General features: G+C 56.9%; 17 protein-coding genes. 4 read left to right on the top strand and 13 right to left on the bottom strand.

The annotated features are described in order from the left end of the window. Window positions 1-1,606 (top strand): KUP/HAK/KT family potassium transporter (locus HHJ16_RS08060; protein ID WP_293642085.1); only part of this gene is annotated, 1,606 nt, incomplete at its 5' end. 126 nt (window positions 1,607-1,732) lie between these two features. On the opposite strand, the gene HHJ16_RS08065 is transcribed toward HHJ16_RS08060, so the two are convergent. The 4 genes from HHJ16_RS08065 to HHJ16_RS08080 all read right to left on the bottom strand — a co-directional run bounded on the left by HHJ16_RS08065 (window position 1,733) and on the right by HHJ16_RS08080 (window position 6,879). Then, on the bottom strand, window positions 1,733-3,313 hold the full coding sequence (locus HHJ16_RS08065) for a DHA2 family efflux MFS transporter permease subunit (RefSeq protein ID WP_293642086.1): 1,581 nt from the start codon (window positions 3,311-3,313) through the stop codon (window positions 1,733-1,735). A 61-nt stretch (window positions 3,314-3,374) separates the two neighbouring features. Continuing rightward, window positions 3,375-4,682 carry an HlyD family efflux transporter periplasmic adaptor subunit gene (locus HHJ16_RS08070; RefSeq protein ID WP_293642087.1) on the bottom strand — a complete coding sequence of 436 codons (1,308 nt, stop codon included), beginning with the start codon at window positions 4,680-4,682 and terminating at the stop codon, window positions 3,375-3,377. A gap of 114 nt (window positions 4,683-4,796) precedes the next feature. Continuing rightward, window positions 4,797-6,266, bottom strand: coding sequence for an efflux transporter outer membrane subunit (locus HHJ16_RS08075; RefSeq protein WP_293642212.1), 1,470 nt, complete (start codon window positions 6,264-6,266; stop codon window positions 4,797-4,799). 82 nt (window positions 6,267-6,348) lie between these two features. Further along, a complete protein-coding gene (locus HHJ16_RS08080) occupies window positions 6,349-6,879 on the bottom strand; it encodes a MarR family transcriptional regulator (RefSeq protein ID WP_293642088.1) in 531 nt (176 codons plus the stop codon). Window positions 6,880-6,955: 76 nt separating this feature from the next. On the opposite strand from HHJ16_RS08080, the gene HHJ16_RS08085 reads away from it, so the two are divergent. The 3 genes from HHJ16_RS08085 to HHJ16_RS08095 all read left to right on the top strand — a co-directional run bounded on the left by HHJ16_RS08085 (window position 6,956) and on the right by HHJ16_RS08095 (window position 11,488). Further along, entirely contained in the window at window positions 6,956-8,749 is a 1,794-nt protein-coding gene (locus HHJ16_RS08085; RefSeq protein WP_293642089.1) for an ABC transporter transmembrane domain-containing protein, read from the top strand. Between the two features lie 148 nt (window positions 8,750-8,897). Next, window positions 8,898-9,851 carry a chemotaxis protein gene (locus HHJ16_RS08090; protein WP_293642090.1) on the top strand — a complete coding sequence of 318 codons (954 nt, stop codon included), beginning with the start codon at window positions 8,898-8,900 and terminating at the stop codon, window positions 9,849-9,851. Window positions 9,852-10,159: 308 nt separating this feature from the next. Then, window positions 10,160-11,488, top strand: a complete 1,329-nt coding sequence (locus HHJ16_RS08095) for a Glu/Leu/Phe/Val dehydrogenase (protein ID WP_293642091.1) — start codon at window positions 10,160-10,162, stop codon at window positions 11,486-11,488. Window positions 11,489-11,538: 50 nt separating this feature from the next. Here HHJ16_RS08095 and HHJ16_RS08100 read toward each other — a convergent pair whose 3' ends face one another. From HHJ16_RS08100 to nuoI, 9 genes are all read right to left on the bottom strand, one after another. Then, window positions 11,539-12,063 carry a DUF1178 family protein gene (locus HHJ16_RS08100; RefSeq protein ID WP_293642092.1) on the bottom strand — a complete coding sequence of 175 codons (525 nt, stop codon included), beginning with the start codon at window positions 12,061-12,063 and terminating at the stop codon, window positions 11,539-11,541. Between the two features lie 21 nt (window positions 12,064-12,084). After that, window positions 12,085-12,699: an NUDIX hydrolase gene (locus HHJ16_RS08105; protein WP_293642093.1), complete on the bottom strand. Its 615-nt coding sequence runs from the start codon at window positions 12,697-12,699 to the stop codon at window positions 12,085-12,087. Continuing rightward, on the bottom strand, window positions 12,696-12,998 hold the full coding sequence (locus HHJ16_RS08110) for a DUF2818 family protein (protein WP_293642094.1): 303 nt from the start codon (window positions 12,996-12,998) through the stop codon (window positions 12,696-12,698). Before HHJ16_RS08110 ends, HHJ16_RS08105 begins: the two co-directional genes overlap by 4 nt. Window positions 12,999-13,007: 9 nt before the next feature. After that, window positions 13,008-14,510, bottom strand: a complete 1,503-nt coding sequence (gene nuoN / locus HHJ16_RS08115; protein WP_293642095.1) for an NADH-quinone oxidoreductase subunit NuoN — start codon at window positions 14,508-14,510, stop codon at window positions 13,008-13,010. Window positions 14,511-14,532: 22 nt separating this feature from the next. Beyond that, window positions 14,533-16,008 (bottom strand): NADH-quinone oxidoreductase subunit M, encoded by a 1,476-nt coding sequence (locus HHJ16_RS08120; RefSeq protein ID WP_293642096.1) that lies wholly within the window; start codon window positions 16,006-16,008, stop codon window positions 14,533-14,535. A 30-nt stretch (window positions 16,009-16,038) separates the two neighbouring features. Beyond that, a complete protein-coding gene (gene nuoL / locus HHJ16_RS08125) occupies window positions 16,039-18,075 on the bottom strand; it encodes an NADH-quinone oxidoreductase subunit L (RefSeq protein WP_293642097.1) in 2,037 nt (678 codons plus the stop codon). A gap of 7 nt (window positions 18,076-18,082) precedes the next feature. Then, on the bottom strand, window positions 18,083-18,391 hold the full coding sequence (gene nuoK / locus HHJ16_RS08130) for an NADH-quinone oxidoreductase subunit NuoK (RefSeq protein WP_293642098.1): 309 nt from the start codon (window positions 18,389-18,391) through the stop codon (window positions 18,083-18,085). Continuing rightward, window positions 18,391-19,059: an NADH-quinone oxidoreductase subunit J gene (locus HHJ16_RS08135; RefSeq protein ID WP_293642099.1), complete on the bottom strand. Its 669-nt coding sequence runs from the start codon at window positions 19,057-19,059 to the stop codon at window positions 18,391-18,393. Before HHJ16_RS08135 ends, nuoK begins: the two co-directional genes overlap by 1 nt. A 64-nt stretch (window positions 19,060-19,123) precedes the next feature. After that, window positions 19,124-19,621, bottom strand: a complete 498-nt coding sequence (gene nuoI / locus HHJ16_RS08140; protein ID WP_293642100.1) for an NADH-quinone oxidoreductase subunit NuoI — start codon at window positions 19,619-19,621, stop codon at window positions 19,124-19,126. Window positions 19,622-19,659: the final 38 nt, after the last annotated feature.

Genomic DNA, 19,659 nt, shown 5'->3' on the forward strand with positions numbered 1-19,659 from the left:
CTTGCAGAAAGGAAATCCAGCGTCCTGGCAGCAAAAGGTATTGATTACGCTGGGACTGTTCGGTGCCGCGCTCTTCTACGGCGACGGCGTCATCACGCCAGCGATTTCGGTACTCTCTGCGGTCGAAGGCCTGGAACTGATCACGCCTGCGTTCAAGCCGTATATCTTGCCCATCACGCTCACTATCCTGATCGGCTTGTTTGTTTTTCAGCGCAAAGGAACCGCCAGCATCGGCGCGCTCTTCGGTCCGATCATGGTTCTCTGGTTTGCGGTGCTCGCTGTTTTAGGAGGGCTAAGCGTTGTGCAGCACCCAGCGGTACTTGCCGCGGTTAATCCGATCTATGGCTTTAATTTTCTGGCCCACAACTCGTTACTCGGCTTCTTCGCTTTAGGCGCAGTGGTTCTATGCATTACTGGCGCAGAGGCGCTCTACGCCGACATGGGACATTTCGGCGCCAAACCGATCCAGTACGCCTGGCTCGGTTATGTTTTACCCGCATTGGTTATTAATTATTTTGGTCAAGGTGCGCTGCTTTTATCCGTTCCGGCTGCCGTCGAAAATCCATTCTTCCTGCTCGCGCCGGACTGGGGACGCTATCCCCTGGTCATCCTCGCCACGGCAGCGACCGTAATTGCCTCGCAGGCTGTAATTTCCGGGGCTTTTTCGATCACCCAACAGGCCATGCAGCTGGGCTATACACCACGCTTTGAGACCCAACACACGTCGGACCGGGAAATTGGACAGATTTATTTGCCAGCCATCAATTGGCTTTTATTGGCCTCAATTATCGGATTGGTCATCGGATTCGGCACCTCCTCCAAACTGGCCGCAGCGTATGGCATTGCCGTTACCGGCACGATGTTGATCACCAATATTCTCGCGATTGCAGTGGCTGTCCGTCTGTGGAACTGGAGCCCTCTGCGCGCCGTACTGGGCGCGCTTCCCTTCATCTGCATCGACCTGGGTTTCTTTTTGGCAAATGTCGTGAAGATTCCGGATGGCGGCTGGTTTCCCTTGGCATTTGGGCTCGGGGTCTTCATCTTGTTAACCACCTGGAAGCGCGGGCGAGAACTCTTGCACTATCGCCTTTCGGCCGATGCACTGCGGCTCAAGGCGTTTATCCAGGACATCGGAGAAACCGGGGTCAGCCGCGTCCCCGGCACTGCGATATTTATGACCCAAGACCCCGACTCAGTGCCCCACGCCATGTTGCACAGTCTCAAACACTACAAAGCGTTGCATGAGCAGGTGATTGTTTTAAGCGTGCGCGTGTTCGATGTGCCGTATGTACCGGACATTGATCGTGTTGAAGTCATCCGGCTTCCCGGAAATTTTTCCCAGGTCATCGTCCAGTATGGATTTAAAGATGAGCCCGATATACCAGCGGCCCTGGCGCTGTGCACCGAGGCTGGACTTAATATTGAACTGATGGACACGTCATTCTTCTTCGGCAGAGAAACGCTAATTCCGAAGTTGGGATCGGAATTGGCTTATTGGCGCAAATTGGTTTTTATCGCCATGTTCCGAAATGCCAGCAGTGCAACCGCCTTCTTCAAAATACCGTCGAACCGGGTGGTTGAGCTGGGCTTGCAAATTGTGTTTTGACCAGCTGCGCGCGACTTTCCACGGATCCCTTTTGGGGTCCGTTCTGAACTTTTCAGCATTGAGCAGAACGCGCCTCGAGTGCCGATGACACTCTTGGCTTTCCTCAACCAATCGAAAGGCTGGTGCTCAATGCGCCCCCGCCGCCGCATCAGCATTCCCTAGTCCTGCCTGGGCAGGCCTAGTCAAGAAAACCAGCGGAATGAGTAACAGAAAAATTAGCGCCGAGGCATAGAAGACATCGGACGCGGCCAGCATGTAGGCTTGCTGGTCGACCAAGCGGTTAATGGTTCCCAGCGCCTGATCTGGCGTCAGCCCTGCACTGGCCAGACCTGACAAAGCGCCGTTGGTGGCAACGCTGCCGAGATTGACCGATTCGCTGAGTTGGGCATGATGCATGGCGGCGCGGTCTTGCCAGATGGTCGTGGCAATCGACGTGCCGAAGGAGCCGGCCACGATACGCACAAAGTTGGACAGACCGGAAGCCGCCGGAATCCTGTCAGGCGAGATGCCCGACAGCGTAATGGTGACCAACGGAATAAAGAAGAACGCCATTGCCACGCCCTGAATGAGGGTGGGAATCAGGATGGTGGTGAAGTCGGCCTGCGTGTTGAAGTTTGAGCGCATCCACAACACCAACGCAAACACCGCGAAAGCAAAAGCGGCAAATTTACGCGGGTCTACCTTGCCAATGTTTTTACCCACCACCGGGGACAGCAGCAAGGCCAGCAACCCCACCGGGGCCATGATCATGCCCGCTTGCGTCGCCGTGTAGCCCATGTACTGCTGCAACCACAGCGGCAACAACACCACGTTACCGAAAAAGAGGCCGTAACCAATCGACAGCGCAAGCGCACCGGCCCAGAAGTTGCGTCGTTTGAACAGCGTGAGGTCCACCACGGGATGTTCTTCAGTGAGCTCCCAGATGACGAAGGCAATCATCCCCACCAGCGCGACGACACCCAACGCCACCACTTCTCCGGAATGAAACCAGTCCAGTTCCTTGCCTTTGTCGAGCATGATCTGCAAAGAGCCGACCCAAATCACCAGCAGCGCCAAACCCACCGAATCAATCGGTAGCTTTTTGGTCATACTTTCGCGCTTGTGAAAGATGCTCCAGGTCACGAATGCAGCGCCGAAACCCACGGGAATGTTGATGTAAAAAATCCAGGGCCAGGAGATGTTGTCGGTGATCCAGCCACCGAGCAGCGGCCCCATAACGGGTGCCACCAGTGTGGTCATGGACCAGAGGGCCATGGCCAGCCCGGCCAGCGCTCGGGGATAGCTGGACAGCAGCAAGGCCTGGGACAACGGAATCATCGGGCCCGCCACGAGTCCCTGAAGCACACGAAAGAAAATTAGCGTGGTCATATTGGGCGCGAGGCCGCACAACCAAGAGGTAATTACAAACAGAATGATGCTGGTAGTGAAAAGACGAACTTGGCCGAAGCGCTGCGACAACCATCCGGTGAGCGGGACAGCAATGGCGTTGGCGACCCCAAAGCTGGTGATGACCCAGGTGCCCTGGTTGGGGCTGACCCCCAAGTCACCCGCAATGGCGGGCAAGGAAACGTTCGCGATCGAGGTATCGAGAACGTTCATGAAGGTTGCGGCTGACAGCGCCAGGGTGCCCCAAAGGCGGGCTGAACCGGTCAGCGGCGGCGGATGAATATAGCCGGATGACGCGGCGGGTGCTGGTTCGGAGGCCATGAAAACCCTGAAAAAAGGTGAGCTAAAAAAGAGAAGAGACGTTGCGCCAAGCGGCGGTTAATTACTGCGCTTGTATGGCCTGTCGTTGCGCGACGCGGCCGCTGGCCACGGCGCTGGCTTTCCCCGAATTAGCCGCAATCACGCGTCGCACATCGTCGTTCGCCGCATCGCCCTTCGCGGCATACGCCTGAGGTTGCAACAATGCTGCAGCGCGCGGAGCGTCGGCGAGAGTTTTTCCGTCTCGCTTACTCACATCAATTTCCGCAACCATGGACAAACCTACCAGCAGCGGGTTCTCTTGCAATTGCTTGGCATCCAGCGCAATGCGCACGGGAACGCGCTGCACTACCTTGATCCAGTTACCGGTGGCGTTTTGCGCGGGAAGAAGCGAAAAAGCCGCTCCCGTCCCAGCCCCCAGGCCCACCACGGTGCCGTTATATTCCACCTTCTTGCCATACAGGTCAGCCACCAAGGTGGCGGGTTGGCCAATCCGGATAGTGCGCAACTGCACTTCCTTGAAGTTGGCATCGACCCAGACCTGCCCTAGCGGGATGATGGACATCAGCGGCATACCGGCGGCTACACGCTGGCCAAGTTGCACCGTGCGTTTGGCTACATAACCATCCACTGGGGCGAACAGCGCCGTGCGTTGAGTGGCGAGGTAAGCCTCGCGTACCTTCGCAGCCGCCATCTGGACGCTGGGGTGCTGTTCAATGCTGGTGCCTTCAGTCAGGGCCTGGTTGCTGGTAAGTTGCTCGCGTGCGGCGATCACGCCGGCGTTGGCTGCGGCCAATGCACTCTTAGCGGTCGCCAACTGGGTCTGGGAGTGGTTAAGTTCTTCTTTGGACACTGCACCATTGCCGATCAGCGACTGGCGGCGGTTAAGGTCATCAGACGCGCGGCTTATCTCGCTTTGAGCCTTCACCACGTCCGCGTCGCGCAAAGCAATCTGTGCTGCCAGCGTGCCATTGTTGGCATACAGCGTGCGCACCTGGCGCACGGCTTCGGCCAAGGCCGCTTCAGATTGGTCCAGCGCCACTTTGGCGTCAGCCGGATCGAGCTGCACCAGCGTCTGGCCCGCTTTCACAAAGTCGGTGTCGTCCGCCATGATGGCCATGGCTGTGCCGCCAATTTGCGGCGTAATCTGGATCACATTGCCTTGTACGTAAGCATTGTCGGTGGACTCGTAATGGCTGGCCGAGAAGTACTCGTACAGCGCCCAGCCCAGCCCGCCCAGGACGACTACGGTGGCGAGCGCCGTCAGTGCTTTTCGACGCTGGGGATTGCGAGCGGGCGGCTTCGTTGGCGGGTGAACCGGATCGGTAATGCTGCTAGAGGCATTGGAATCGGAAGATTGGGGAGCGTTCATAAGGTTCTTTATGCGTTGGGTGCACGTGACGTAGTTTGGGCAAGGCTGGGGTTTCCCCGTAAGGGATCACACCGCCTGTTTTCTTGAATAAATGGGCTCGCTGCCGGGGCAGTTTCAGCCACCACCCGCTATTGTTTTTGTGACAGATTGGGACGCTGAAGTTGACTCGGCTTGGTAGCCGCCGCCGAGGGCGCGAATCAGCGCTACCTGCGTGTCCAAGGCCCGGCCAGCTAAATCCACCGCGAGGCGACGTTGACTCAGTACGCTGGTTTCTGCCGACAGAACGTTGAGGTAGTTGCCGAGACCCGCTTTGTAGCGCTGCAGCGCGATCTCGTAAGCGGCTTCCGCCGCCTCCTGAGCGGCCTGTTGCTGGGCTTGTTGGCGAGCAATAGCCTGCGACGAGGTAACTTGGTCGGCCACATCCCGCACAGCATCGACCACGGCGACGTTGTAGATCTCGACGGCGGCATCCAGGTCGGCGGTTTTACCGCGCAAGTTGGCGCGCAGCCGACCCGCGTCGAAAATCGGCAGGCGCAAGGCCGGCCCGACCCCCCACTGTTGACTGCCCGAATTGAGCAAACGGCCCAGCCCAATGCTGGAGAAACCTGCAAACGCAACCAGATTGAGGTTCGGGTAAAACTGCGTCTTGGCGTTGACCACCTCTTTAGACGAGGCCTCGACGCGCCAACGCGCTGCCGCGATATCGGCTCTGCGCCCCAGCAAATCAGCCGGAATGTTTTGCGCAACCGTTATTTTTTTAATAGCTGAAAGTTCAGACGGAGCCAACGCAAGCGCAGCATTTGGCTGCCCAATGAGTGCGCCCAGTGCATGGCGCGTCAAGGCCATCTGCTCCTGCAGGGTTTCCAACTGCAGGCGCGCTTCGGGCAGGCCCCCCTCGCTTTGGCGCAGCTCCAGTCGGGTATCCAGGCCTGCGTTGACGCGGTCTCGTACCAGCTTGAGGGTCTCTTCACGCTGTGCCAGGGTGCGGTCCGCCACGGCAACCTGCTCATTCAGACGCACCAGCTGGAAATAAGTGCGCGCCACCTGGCTCGCCAGCAGCACACGTGCGGCCTGCGCATCGGCTTGGGCCGCATTTACCCCGCCCAATGCCGAGTCGAGAGCGGCGCGGTTCTTACCGAAGAAATCCAGCTCCCAGCTCCCACTGAGCTGGGCTGTTCCGCTATTCAGAATGGTGCCGGCTAGCGGCGGCGGCACAGCGCCATTGGCGGTATAGCGCTGACGCGTCAGATCGACTTGACCCGCAATCTGGGGCAAGGTGGCCGCATCAGCTACTTCCATCACGGCCTGCGCGCGCGCCAGACGCGTCTGCGCCAGCTTCAGGTTGGGGCTGCTCTCCAAGGCCTGCGCCACCAAACGATTCAACGGCTCGTCGCCAAACTCACGCCACCATTGCGTCGCGACCGGTACCTCGGTTTCACCTTGAACCGATGGCGCATCCAAGCCCAGCGAAGACGCCTCGCGCAGACTGGCCACCGGCTCAATGCCCGACATGTTGGCGCAACCGGTCAGGCCAGTGGCAATCAGTCCGGCAGCCACCACGCTTGCCGCTGAAACAAGGGCCATGCGAAACGACGCGTGCCACACCGGCAAGGACGGTCGTTCACTCTGCGGGGCAGCCATCGAAAGGCTTTCGAGGGATGTAGTGTTATTTGTCATTTTTTTCCGCTGCTGCTTGCAGGATGTGCGCCGTATTTAAAATGCGACGCAAATAGCCTTTGAGAATCTGCCATTCTTCAACCGAAAAGCCGGCCAGATGGGCATTTTGAATCCGGCTAAGAATGCCCGGAATCTCTTGAGCGGCGGCGCGTCCTGCTTCCGTCAGTTCCAGGTTGACCACGCGCCGGTCGTCCGAGGTACGAACACGGCGGCACAACTCCTTGGCCTCCAGACGGTCGAGCAAGCGGGTCATGGAGCCCGCATCGAGTTCGCATTGCCGGGCCAGTTCCGCAACTGTCGAGGCGCACCCCGTGTACAGCTTGAGCAGTGGCACCCACTGCGCATTGGTCAGGCCTGTTGGCTCCAGTTCCCGCTCGACACCGTGTGCAATCAGGGAAAGGATGCGGCGCATGAGGTAACCGATGCTGTCATCCGGCGTGTAGCCCTCCGCGCGATAAAACTCGACCAGCGGACACGACAGCGTATCGACGAACGGATCTAATTCAATTTTTGAAACCATCTCCGAATATTACTTGTCTAGACAAATATTGTCAAGGCGGTGTTTGTATCGGCAGTTTTATGGATAAACTCGTCCTATGGCTATTTCATCCCGTTCTGCCGCTCCAACCGTGCCCAAGCATTCCGCCCGTTCTCTTTCCGGCCTGGCGCCTTTCCTGCGTCCCTATCTCGGTCGGATTGGTCTGGCTATGTTTTTCCTGGTGATGGCTGCCGTTGCCACGCTGGTGTTTCCGCTGGCCCTGCGCAGTCTGATCGATGGTGGGCTTAGCGCGGCCTCCAAAGGCGAACAACTGATGGCGCTGCGCACTCACTTTTTTGAACTGTTTGGTGTTGCGGCGGCGCTGGGACTGCTCTCGGCAGGCCGCTTCTACATGGTCAGCTGGCTCGGCGAACGGGTGACCGCGGATCTGCGCAACGCGGTTTATGTCCACGTGCTGCGCCAAAGCCCGGAATTCTTTGAGACGACGCAAACCGGCGAGGTGCTGTCGCGCCTGACCGGCGACACCACGCTGGTGCAAACCGTCGTGGGCTCATCACTCAGCATGGGGCTGCGCAACGCCGTGATGGGCGTGGGCGCGCTGGGCATGCTGGTGATCACCAACCCCTACCTCATGGTGCAAGTGCTGGGGGGGCTGGTGCTGATCGTCGCCCCATCGGTGTGGTTCGGACGACGCGTGCGCAAGCTTTCGCGGGCCAGTCAGGACCGCATCGCTGACTCCAGTGCGATTGCGGCCGAGGTGCTCAACGCCATTCCGGTCGTACAAAGCTACACCGCTGAGGCCCGCGAAGCGGCCCGCTTTGACCAGTCCACCACCGACGCCTTCAATACCGCCGTGCGCCGCACCAAGGCACGCTCGGTACTGGTGGCCTTCATCATCATTGCTACGTCAGCGGCGCTGCTGTGGGGCCTGTACCAGGGCACGCAGGCGGTGATGCGCGGCGACATTACCGCCGGTCACCTCGGCCAAACCGTGCTCTATGTGATCATTCTGGCCAGCGCTGCTGCGGTGCTGGGCGAGGTCTATGGCGACCTGCTGCGCGCGGCCGGAGCCACTGAGCGATTGATGGAGCTGCTGGAAACCCGTTCGCCAGTGGTTTCACCCTCCCAGCCGGTTCCAGCCCATGTAACGCAATCAGGAAGCGCTATCAAATTGGAAGGCGTCACGTTTCACTATCCGTCGCGCCCCACGCAAGCGGCACTGACCGACTTCAACTTGAGCGTGGCGCCTGGTGAAACCGTGGCCATCGTGGGTCCGAGCGGTGCCGGGAAAAGTACCGTGTTTCAGTTGCTGCTCCGCTTTTATGATCCTGCCTCGGGCCGGATTGAACTGGATGGTGTACGAACGGCGGATATGGCGCTCGCTGACTTGCGGCAGCGCATCGGCATCGTGCCGCAGGACGCGGTTATTTTCTCGACCAGCGCACTGGAGAACATACGCTACGGCAAGCCAAGCGCCACGGACGAAGAAGTCAAAGCAGCTGCCAAGGGTGCCTTTGCACATGAATTCATCAGTGCGTTGCCTGAGGGATACAACACCTTTTTGGGCGAGCGTGGCGTTCGCCTGTCGGGTGGGCAGCGCCAGCGCATCGCGATTGCACGGGCCATGCTAAAAAACTCACCGCTGCTGTTGCTGGATGAAGCCACCAGCGCGCTGGATGCGGAAAGCGAGCGCATGGTGCAGGCGGCACTGGAATCCGCCATGCGCGACCGAACCACGCTGGTGATTGCGCACCGCCTCGCTACCGTTCAAAAGGCCGACCGCATTTTGGTGATTGACCATGGCCACATGGTGGAGCAGGGAACCCACGAGAGCTTGATGGCCGCCAATGGGGTCTATGCACGACTGGCAGCGCTTCAATTCATACCGTAAAAGCGCCGTTTGATGCGGGACCAACGTTGGCGACTCGCAGCCTCGGCAATTCACGGAATCCAATTTCCGGGCGGTGTAAATACCCCTTGCAGGCCGTGTAAGCTCTACCTATTCGTGTTTAGGAATTAAACGCACCACAGGATGACCCATGAATGAAGAGCTTCACGAAATTGACGAACGTACCAACCTGACGTCCAGCAACAAGTTCGAGTTACTGCTGTTCCGACTCGGGGAAGCCGCCAACACGGAACACCGGGAGTTGTTTGGCATCAACGTCTTCAAGGTACGCGAAATCCTGGTCATGCCCACCATCACGAACATGGTGAATGCCCCACCCCACGTCATGGGTGTGGCCAATATACGGGGGCAGATCATTCCCGTCATCGACCTGCCAGCCGTCGTGGGATGCAAACCCAAAAACGGCTTGGCGATTTTGCTGGTCACTGAGTTCTCGCGCAGCACGCAGGCCTTTGCCGTTGAGGAAGTCACTGAAATCGTGCGTTTGGAGTGGGAGCAAGTGATGTCGGCTGAAGGCCAAGGCGGCGGACTAGTGACCAGCCTTGCCCGCCTCGATGGCGATGCCGAGGATACGCGTTTGGCGCAGGTGCTTGATGTTGAGCAGATCTTGCGCGACGTCATGCCGATGGAGAAGCAAGCACCGGCACTCTCCGCCCAGTTCAAAGTAGATTTGCCGCACGGCACCGTTGTTTTGGCCGCCGACGACTCCGCCTTGGCCAGATCGATGATCGGAGAGGGACTCACGGCCATGGGCGTTCCCTACATCATGACCAAGACCGGAAAGGAAGCCTGGGAACGGCTTCAAGCCATCTCCACCGAGGCCGAGGGTGAAGGCAAGACGGCACAGGACAAGGTGGCGTTGGTCCTTACAGATCTGGAAATGCCCGAGATGGATGGCTTTACCCTGACGCGCAATATCAAGAGCGATGCCCGCTTCAAATCCATCCCCGTGGTGATTCATTCTTCGCTGACGGGTGCGGCCAACGAAGGCCACGTCAAAAGCTCGGGCGCAGATGCTTATATTGCCAAATTCGCCGTCGGGGAGTTGGCCTCCACGCTGCGTGAGGTCTTGTCGCGCCGCTAAGACCTGCCAAGCTTTAATCCGACGCCCGCACCCATGACAGATTGGGAACCGCCCTTCCCGGTTGCTTTTTCTCGCATGTCTGGTGCTCGGTCGGCTTAGCCGATTCAGGCCAGCCGTTAGGTAAAGTGCATGCGGATTCGCCCAATAATGCACCTCGTCGTCGCCCTGACCCGCCCGGCGGCGCGTCCATTGCAGCCATTGCTTCGCTATTACTTTTTTGCATAACCTGAGCAAAACCCGGTATTGGACATCGCTCCAGAGGGCTCTTACAGTTCATCACTTGATGATTCCCATAAGGACCTTTTCCCATGTCAAAAACATCCAAACCGCCCGTCACAGCCCCGTCAATCGCGTCTGTCTCGCACTCTTTGATTCCTTCTTATTTGAAGGCAGACGACTTGGGGCCGTGGGGGAACTACCTGCAACAGGTTGACCGGGTCGTTCCCTATCTGGGTAACCTGGCACGCTGGACCGAAACGCTGAAGCGACCCAAGCGCATACTGATTGTGGACGTCCCAATTCACATGGATGACGGTACCGTAGCCCACTTTGAGGGCTACCGAGTGCAGCACAATGTGTCGCGCGGGCCGGGCAAGGGCGGTGTGCGTTTTCACCAGGATGTGACGCTGTCGGAAGTGATGGCGCTGTCGGCTTGGATGTCGATCAAAAACGCTGCCGTTAACGTGCCTTACGGCGGTGCAAAAGGCGGTATTCGCGTAGACCCGAAAAAGCTGTCCAACGGTGAACTTGAGCGCATGACGCGCCGCTACACCAGCGAGATCGGCATCATCATCGGCCCGAACAAAGATATTCCCGCACCCGATGTCAACACCAACGAGCAGATCATGGCATGGATGATGGACACCTACTCCATGAACACAGGCTCCACGGCCACCGGCGTAGTGACCGGAAAGCCGGTCGATTTGGGCGGTTCATTGGGTCGACGTGAAGCAACCGGCCGAGGCGTCTTCACGGTTGGCGCGGAAGCCGCCAGACACCTCGCATTGGACATCAGCACCGCGCGGGTTGCAGTCCAGGGCTTCGGTAATGTGGGCGGCGTTGCCGGAAAGCTATTTGCTGAAGCGGGTGCCCGCGTGGTCGCGGTGCAGGACCATGGTGGCACCATTTACCGCGAAGCGGGGCTGGATGTTCCCTCCTTGCTCAAGCATGTGGCAGAGACCGGCAGCGTGGCTGGCTTCGCCCAGGCGGAATCGATTGCCAATGAGCTGTTCTGGGAGGTCGACTGCGAAATCCTCATCCCCGCCGCGCTGGAGCAACAAATCACAGCGGCCAATGCGGGGCGCATCAAGGCACGCATGATCATCGAAGGTGCGAACGGCCCCACCACGCCCGAAGCCGACGACATCCTGCACGAGCGCAATGTCCTGGTGGTGCCCGACGTGATTGCCAACGCGGGTGGGGTGACCGTTAGCTATTTCGAATGGGTGCAGGATTTCTCAAGCTTCTTCTGGGACGAAGAAGAAATTAACGCTCGCTTGGTCAAAATCATGAAGGAGGCGTTCTCCGGCATATGGCAAGTGGCGCAGGACAATAAAGTGAGCCTGCGCACCGCCACGTTTATCGTCGCTTGCAAGCGTATTCTGCATACACGCGAGTTGCGCGGACTTTATCCTTGATGGACGGACAACGCAAACATCAAGGGCGCTAAATCGGGCACCCTGCACGCCTATTGCAGGGTCTCCTTGATCGCGGGAGGCAGCGGCAGCCGCACCACATCAATACCTTCCTCCAGCAGTTCCAAGGCTTCCCGAGCGCTGGTTTGGCCGCGAATGTTGCGCTCCTCAACCTCGCCATAGTGCATACGGCGCGCTTCATCGGCAAATTGTCTGCCGACATCTTCCGTCTGGGCCATCACATGACGCAACGCTTTAAGGAAAGCGCCCTGCGCGGAGGGGCTTGGGCCGATCGACAGGTCCGTCACGGCGGCCAGACTCCCGGCCAAGTCGTTTTCGCGGGGCGCGACAGCTGACGCAGCAGAGCGCGTTTCCTGCAATCTTTTCACGGGTGCCTCTTGAAGCTGTTGTCCGCCGAGATTGAGACGCGGAGCGCTCGGCATTTTTTGAATTCCTTTGTCGGCACACAGGGGACATTCAATCAGACCGCTGCCCAGCTGTAGCTGAAAATCATCCTCAGACCCAAACCAGCCTTCAAAAGAATGCTGATGGGAACACTGCAGATTCAGAACTTTCATGGCTAAATTATGGTCAATACGTTACGCAGCTGCAGTTTGCCAATCCAGTGCCCACATCCCCGACAACACGTTTTGCATCCACAGCACGCCTGCCAGGGTCTTCGCATCGGTGACCCGGCCGTTACCGCACCAGGCCGAGAGCTCCGCCGCCGTGGCCGTGAACACGTCCAGCGATTCACCCACATCCAGCTTGCGGTCGCCTAAAGTCAGCGCGCGCGCGAACCAGACATCGATAAATTCGGTGGAGTAGGAAATAACCGGATGCAGCACGCCGGCTCTGGCCCACTCACGGGCGGTGTAGCCCGTTTCTTCCAGCAATTCACGCTGCGCACAGGTCAGCGACGGCTCACCGGGATCGAGCTTGCCTGCGGGAAATTCAATCATCACCGCTTGCATCGGATAGCGGTATTGGCGCTCCAGCACCAGACGGCCGTCATCAAGTTGCGCCACGATCATCACCGCGCCGGGGTGTATGACATATTCGCGTGTGGTGTAGCTGCCATCCGGTAGCCGAACGGTGTCGCGGCGCACGTTAAGAAAATTACCCTTGAGAATTTCCTCGGAAACAACTGTGGTCTCCACCAGATGCGCATCGACCATGCCGCCTTCGCCAGCAATCCCCGGACTAGGCTTCATGAACGGTGTTTAAACAAATAACGGTAGGTAAAACCAGGAAAGGCAAAGGTGATGAAGAGCGCGCCAGTGATGGCATAGAACTCCCAGCCTTGCGGGGCAATCTGTCCGGTGCGCTGCTCAAGGAACAGCCCTACTCCGCCTGCAAGCAAATACCCCAGCAGCATTTCTGCCACTCGCACTGCCAGAATTTTGGGGCTCTTGAGCGAAACAACCGCGAACAGGCGGTTGCTGATAAATGGCAAGTTAGCCATCAACAAGGCCAGCAGCACAACGAGCCAGACTGACATGGTTTGAGTCATGGCGGTGGTCTAACTTCCCAGAGACTTAACGATGCTGCTAATGGATTGCGCGCAAAGAGTCATCAGTCCGCCGGGCACAATCCCCAGAATCAGGATGAGCGCGCCATTGATCGCCAGCACTACCCTAGCGTCAGCGGGTGCCGATATGGGCTGAAGGTTGTTGCCCCGGGGCGCATCAAAGTACATCACTTTAACCACGCGCAGATAGTAGAAAGAACCAATCAGCGACATGAGTACCGCAAAAATAGCCAGCACCAGGTAGCTCGTTTGCTGCGACGAGATGAGTGCCTGCAGGACACCCAGCTTGGCATAAAACCCCACCAGTGGCGGCAGGCCCGCCAACGAAAACATGCTGATGGCCATGACGCCGGCGTACAGCGGGCTGCGCTGGTTCAACCCAGCCAGATCAGTGATTTCTTCGGACTCAAATCCCGCCCGGGCAAGCAGCAAGATAATGCCGAACGCGCCCAGCGTCGTAAGTACATACGTCAAGGCGTAGAACATGGAAGCGCTGTAGGCTGATTCCGTGTTGATCTGGTTGCCATTGACCACACCGGCCAGCAGTCCCAGCAGCAAAAAACCCATTTGGGAGATCGTTGAAAACGCCAGCATGCGTTTGAGATTGGACTGGGCGACTGCAGCCAGGTTACCTATCAGCAAAGAGCCAATAGCCATCAGTGCCAGCATTTGCTGCCAGTCAATCGCCAGCGGCAACAGACCTTCCACCAGCAAGCGGATGCAGATGGCAAAAGCCGCCAGTTGCGGCGCCCCACCGACCAGCAGGGTCACGACCGTGGGCGCACCTTGGTAAACGTCCGGCAGCCACATATGAAACGGCACTGCGCCCAATTTAAAAGCCAGGCCTGCCACGATGAACACCAAGCCGAACACCAGCACCTGATGCTTGACCTGACGGCTGGCAATCGCGTTGAACACTTCGTTGATATCCAGCGAGCCGGTGGCGCCATACAGCATCGACATGCCATAAAGCAAAAAGCCCGAAGCCAGCGCACCCAGCACAAAGTACTTCATCGCCGCTTCAGTGGCCGTTGCATTGTCTCGGCGCAAGGCGACCAGTGCGTAGCTCGACAGCGTCAACAGCTCCAACCCCATGTAGATGACGAGAAAGTTGTGGCCTGAAATCATCACAAACATGCCCAGCAAGGCGAATAGGCTGAGCGTGAACAGCTCGCCGCCCCGCAGCATGCCGCGGTCTGCGGCATAGGGCCGACCGTAGACCAGCGTGATCATCAGCGTAATACTGGAAAAACATTTGAGCCAACTGCCCATGGGGTCGACCACCACCATGTTGCCGAAACCGTAAAAGGTCTGGCCGCCGAGCGCATAGAAGGCTTCGATGGAAGCGACCACGGCCAGCGTCAGCAATGTCAGCACGTAGGTGCCGTTACGGCGCGGGCTCTTAACCGCGAGATCCACCAGCAAAATCACGCAGGCCATGATCAAGAGGACGACTTCGGGATATACCGAAATCCAACTGAGTTTGTCAATCATCTGAATTTTTATCTAGGTTGGTTCAGTTCAGTTTCGACACCGCTACATGCTTGAGCAGGTCAGCCACCGACGTGTTCATCACATCGGTAAACGGCTTTGGATAAATGCCCATGTACAGAACCGCAATGGTCAGCAACGCGAGCATCAGAAATTCACGGCTGTTGATGTCTTTCAACGCTTTGACGTCTTTATTGGCGACCGGCCCGAGGTACACGCGCTTGAACATCCATAGTGTGTAGGCCGCGCCAAAAATCAGCGTCGTTGCCGCAGCACCACCAATCCAAAAGTTGAATTTGACGCCCGCCAGGATCACCATCCATTCGCCAACGAAACCGGCCGTGCCGGGCAAGCCGCAATTAGCCATGGAAAACAGCAAGGCAAAGGCTGCAAACTTGGGCATGGTGTTCACCACGCCGCCGTAACTGGCAATCTCCCGCGAATGCACGCGGTCGTACAGCACCCCAATACACAAGAACATGGCACCCGACACAAAGCCGTGGGCAATCATTTGCACAATTCCACCCGAAACGCCCAAGTCACTGAACAGGAAGAAGCCCAAGGTAACAAAACCCATGTGGACCACGGACGAATAGGCCACCAGCTTTTTCATGTCTTGCTGTACCAGTGCTACCAGCCCCACATAGATGACGGCAATCAGGGACAGGGCAATCATCAGCCAGGCCCATTCACGCGAGGCATCAGGGGCAATCGGCAAAGAGAAACGCAGAAAACCGTAAGCCCCGAGCTTGAGCATGATGGCTGCCAGCACGGCAGAACCCCCGGTGGGTGCTTCCACATGAACATCGGGCAACCAGGTATGGACAGGCCACATCGGCACCTTGACGGCAAAAGCCGCGAAAAAAGCAAAAAACAGCAGGGTCTGCACCGTAGCACTCAGCGGCAGCTTTTGCCACGTGAGAATATCAAAACTGCCCCCCGACTTGTTGTAAAGAAAAATCAGCGCGACCAGCATCAGCAGGGAACCGAGCAGCGTGTACAGGAAAAATTTGAAAGCCGCATAGATCTTGTTCGGCCCCCCCCAAATACCGATGATCAGGTACATCGGAATCAGCGTGGCCTCGAAGAACACGTAAAACAACACACCGTCCAGCGCCGCGAACACGCCAATCATGAGCCCGCTGAGAATCAATAAGGCGGCCATGTATTGGTTAACCCGCGTGGTAATCGATTCCCAGCTGGCGATGACTACCACCACATTAATAAAGGCGGTCAGCAACACGAACCACAACGAAATGCCATCCACGCCTAAGTGGTAGTTGACATTAAAGCGCTGTATCCAGCTACCGTTCTCGACGAACTGCATAGCGGAAGTACCCAGCTGGAAGCCGTCGTACAAAGGCAGGGTCACCAGAAAACTGATGAGCGCACCGATCAGGGCAATCCAACGCACACTGCGCGCCTGTTCGTCACGCCCCAACATTAATAAAACAATGCCGAAAATAATCGGCGTCCAGATTGCAAGGCTCAACAATCCCATTTCTTTTCTTCCTTCTTCTTATAGATTGCTTTATCGATTCAGCCAGACGAAATAGGTCATTAATACAAATACACCGACGATCATGCCGAAGGCGTAATGGTAGATATAGCCCGACTGCAGCTTTCGCACGATGCCTGACACCCAACCGACCAGCTTCCAGGATCCATTCACCAGCGCGCCATCGATCAGCGTCTGGTCTCCCCCCTTCCAGAGGGCCGTACCGAGTGCGCGCATCCCACGCGCCAGAACATTTTCGTTGAACCAGTCAAGGTAATATTTGTTTTCAAGCAGCGTGTAAATGGGCTGCGCTTTGCGCTTGATGGCGGCTGGCAACGCTTGATTAACCATGTACATGTAGTACGCCAGAACAACGCCTGACAGCGCCAGCCAGAATGGCGCAGTCGTCAGGCCATGCAGGGCCATTTCCAGCGGGCCCTGGAACACCTTGGCGAGTTCTTCCATCGCGGGATGCCGTTCAAGATTGACAAAAATCGCGTCCCTGAAAAAATCACCGAACAGCATGGGCTGAATGGTCATGAAACCGATTACCACCGAGGGTATGGCCAGCAAAATCAGCGGCAGCGTCACAACCCACGGGGACTCGCGTGGCGTATGGTGATCACTCGCAATAGGATGCGGATCAGGTTCTTCGCTCGCGTCATGGTGCTGCGCGTCGGGATTCTCATCGAAACGCTCCTTGCCGTGAAACACAAGAAAATACAAACGGAATGAATAGAAAGCGGTGACGAAAACACCTGCCAGCACAGAAAAATAAGCAAAGCCAGCGCCCGCCAAATGGCTTTCGTGAACGGCTTCGATGATGCTGTCCTTGGAGTAAAACCCGGCAAACAGGGGCATCCCGATCAACGCAAGCGACCCCACCAACGAAGTGATCCAGGTGATCGGCATGTACTTGCGCACGCCCCCCATCCAGCGGATGTCCTGATTGTGGTGCATGCCGATGATGACTGAGCCCGCGGCCAGGAACAAAAGTGCCTTGAAGAAGGCATGCGTCATCAGGTGAAACACGGCCACGGAGTAAGCGGAAGCACCGAGCGCTACCGTCATGTACCCCAGCTGCGACAAGGTTGAATAAGCGATCACCCGCTTGATATCGTTCTGGATGACGCCTAGAAATCCCATGAATAGCGCCGTGATCGCACCGATCACCATGACGAAGCTGAGCGCGGTATCGCTGAGTTCAAACAGCGGTGACATCCGCGCCACCATGAAAATGCCGGCAGTCACCATCGTCGCTGCGTGGATTAAAGCAGAGATGGGGGTGGGACCTTCCATCGAGTCCGGCAACCACACGTGCAGCGGAAATTGGGCCGACTTGCCCATCGCACCAATGAAAAGGCAGATGCAGATTACCGTCACCAGCATCCAGCCGGTCCCCGGAAAAACCAACTTGGAGAGTTCGTCCACCTTGGAAAAAGCTTCGGCATAGTTCAGGGTACCGGCATAGGCGGCGATGAGCCCAATGCCTAAAATAAAGCCGAAGTCACCGACCCGGTTGACGAGAAAAGCCTTCATGTTGGCGAAAACAGCCGTCGGCTTGTTAAACCAGAATCCAATCAGCAAATAAGACATCAGTCCCACCGCCTCCCAGCCAAAGAAGAGCTGCAGCAGGTTGTTGCTCATCACCAGCATCAGCATGGAGAAAGTGAACAGGGAAATATAGGCAAAGAAACGGTTGTAGCCGTCATCTTCCTTCATGTAGCCAATCGTGTAGATGTGCACCATAAGCGACACAAAAGTCACCACACACATCATCATGGCCGTGAGGCCATCGACCAGAAAGCCGATTTCCATTTTCAAATCACCAACCGTCATCCAGGTGTAAAGCGTCTCATTGAAACGCGCGCCATCGAGCGCCACGCTTTTCAACGTCATGACAGAAATGATGAAAGCGACCAGTACACCCAGGATGGTCAGGGTGTGCGACAGACGTCGACCAATCCAGTTACCTCCGAAAGAGGTTCCTAAAATACCGGCCACCAGGGCGCCGGCCAATGGTGCTAGCGGAACCGCCAGCAACGTCGATAGAGAGAGGGTTTGACTCATCTTTTTATTAACCCCGGAGCGTGTTGAGTTCGTCGATGTTGATACTGGATTTGTTACGGAACAACAGCACCAGAATGGCCAGTCCGATGGCGGATTCGGCAGCCGCGACAGTCAGAATAAAAAATACAAAAACTTGTCCCGCCATATCGTTCAGATAGTACGAAAATGCAACGAAATTCATGTTGACAGCCAGCAACATGAGCTCAATTGCCATAAGCAGCACGATCAGGTTCTTGCGATTAAGGAAAATACCAATGACCGACAGCGCAAAAAGCATGGCACCCAAAGAAAGAAAATGTCCCAGCGTTAGCGTCATTATTTTTTTTCCTCGACGGGTGTACCGGTTGTGATGGCGACGGATGCGGCATAGTCCGCGACCACGGCCTTCATCTTGACCAAGCGAACCCGGTCTCCCGGCTTGACCCGAACCTGATCCGAAGGATTAATATGTTTGGAGTCCTTGCGCTCACGCAAGGTCAGGGCGATGGCGGCAATAATGGCGACCAGCAAAATCACAGCTGCAATTTCCAGCGGGTAGAGGTATTCCGAATACAGCATTTTCCCCAGCTCTTTGGTATTGGAAACCTGAGCAGCGATCTGGCTTGGGCCTAACGGCAGTGAAGCCCCTTTGGGGGGCTCGCGGAACCCACCCATCAACACATAAGACATCTCCAGCGCGATGATGGCGCCGACCGTGCCCGCAAGTGGAAAATGCGTCCAGAAACCTTTCCGCACACCGTCCATATTGATGTCGAGCATCATCACCACGAAGAGGAAGAGCACCATCACCGCCCCCACATAAACCAGCACCAGGGTAATGGCAAGAAACTCGGCCTTGAGCAAAATCCAGATCGCAGCAGCCTGAAAAAATGCAAGCACTAAATACAACGCAGCATGCACGGGATTGCGCGCTGTAATCACCCTGAAGGCTGCGAATAGCAGCACCGCGGCGAAGACATAAAAAAGACCTGTTTTAGCGTCCATACTTTTGTAGATTCTTTCTTGAGCCAGCTAATTAGCGGATTAAATCAGTGGTGGACAGTGTCGTTCAACGGTATTTGGCATCTGCCGCCCTGCTGGCCGCTATTTCGGATTCATACCGGTCACCGACTGCCAGTAACATCTCTTTGGTGAAATACAAGTCACCCCGCTTTTCACCGTGATATTCAAAAATATGTGTCTCCACAATCGCATCGACCGGGCAACTCTCTTCACAAAAGCCGCAGAAAATGCATTTGGTCAGGTCAATGTCATAACGTGAGGTGCGCCGGCTGCCGTCTTCCCGCACGTCAGATTCAATCGTGATGGCCACCGCAGGGCATATCGCCTCACAAAGCTTGCAGGCGATGCACCGCTCTTCGCCGTTTTCATAACGGCGCAGCGCGTGCAAGCCTCGAAAACGGGGACTTAGCGGGGTTTTTTCTTCCGGGAACTGAATAGTGATCTTGCGCTTGAACATGTATTTGCCGGTCAGGGCCATGCCCTTGAACAACTCGGTCAACATGAAGCTTGAAACAAAATCCTTGATGGAGGCAACTGCACTCATGATGATTTTCCGCGCAACTGAGTCATATACCGGGTTCT

It is taken from the genome of Polaromonas sp., from assembly GCF_012927485.1.
Lineage (GTDB): Bacteria > Pseudomonadota > Gammaproteobacteria > Burkholderiales > Burkholderiaceae_C > Polaromonas.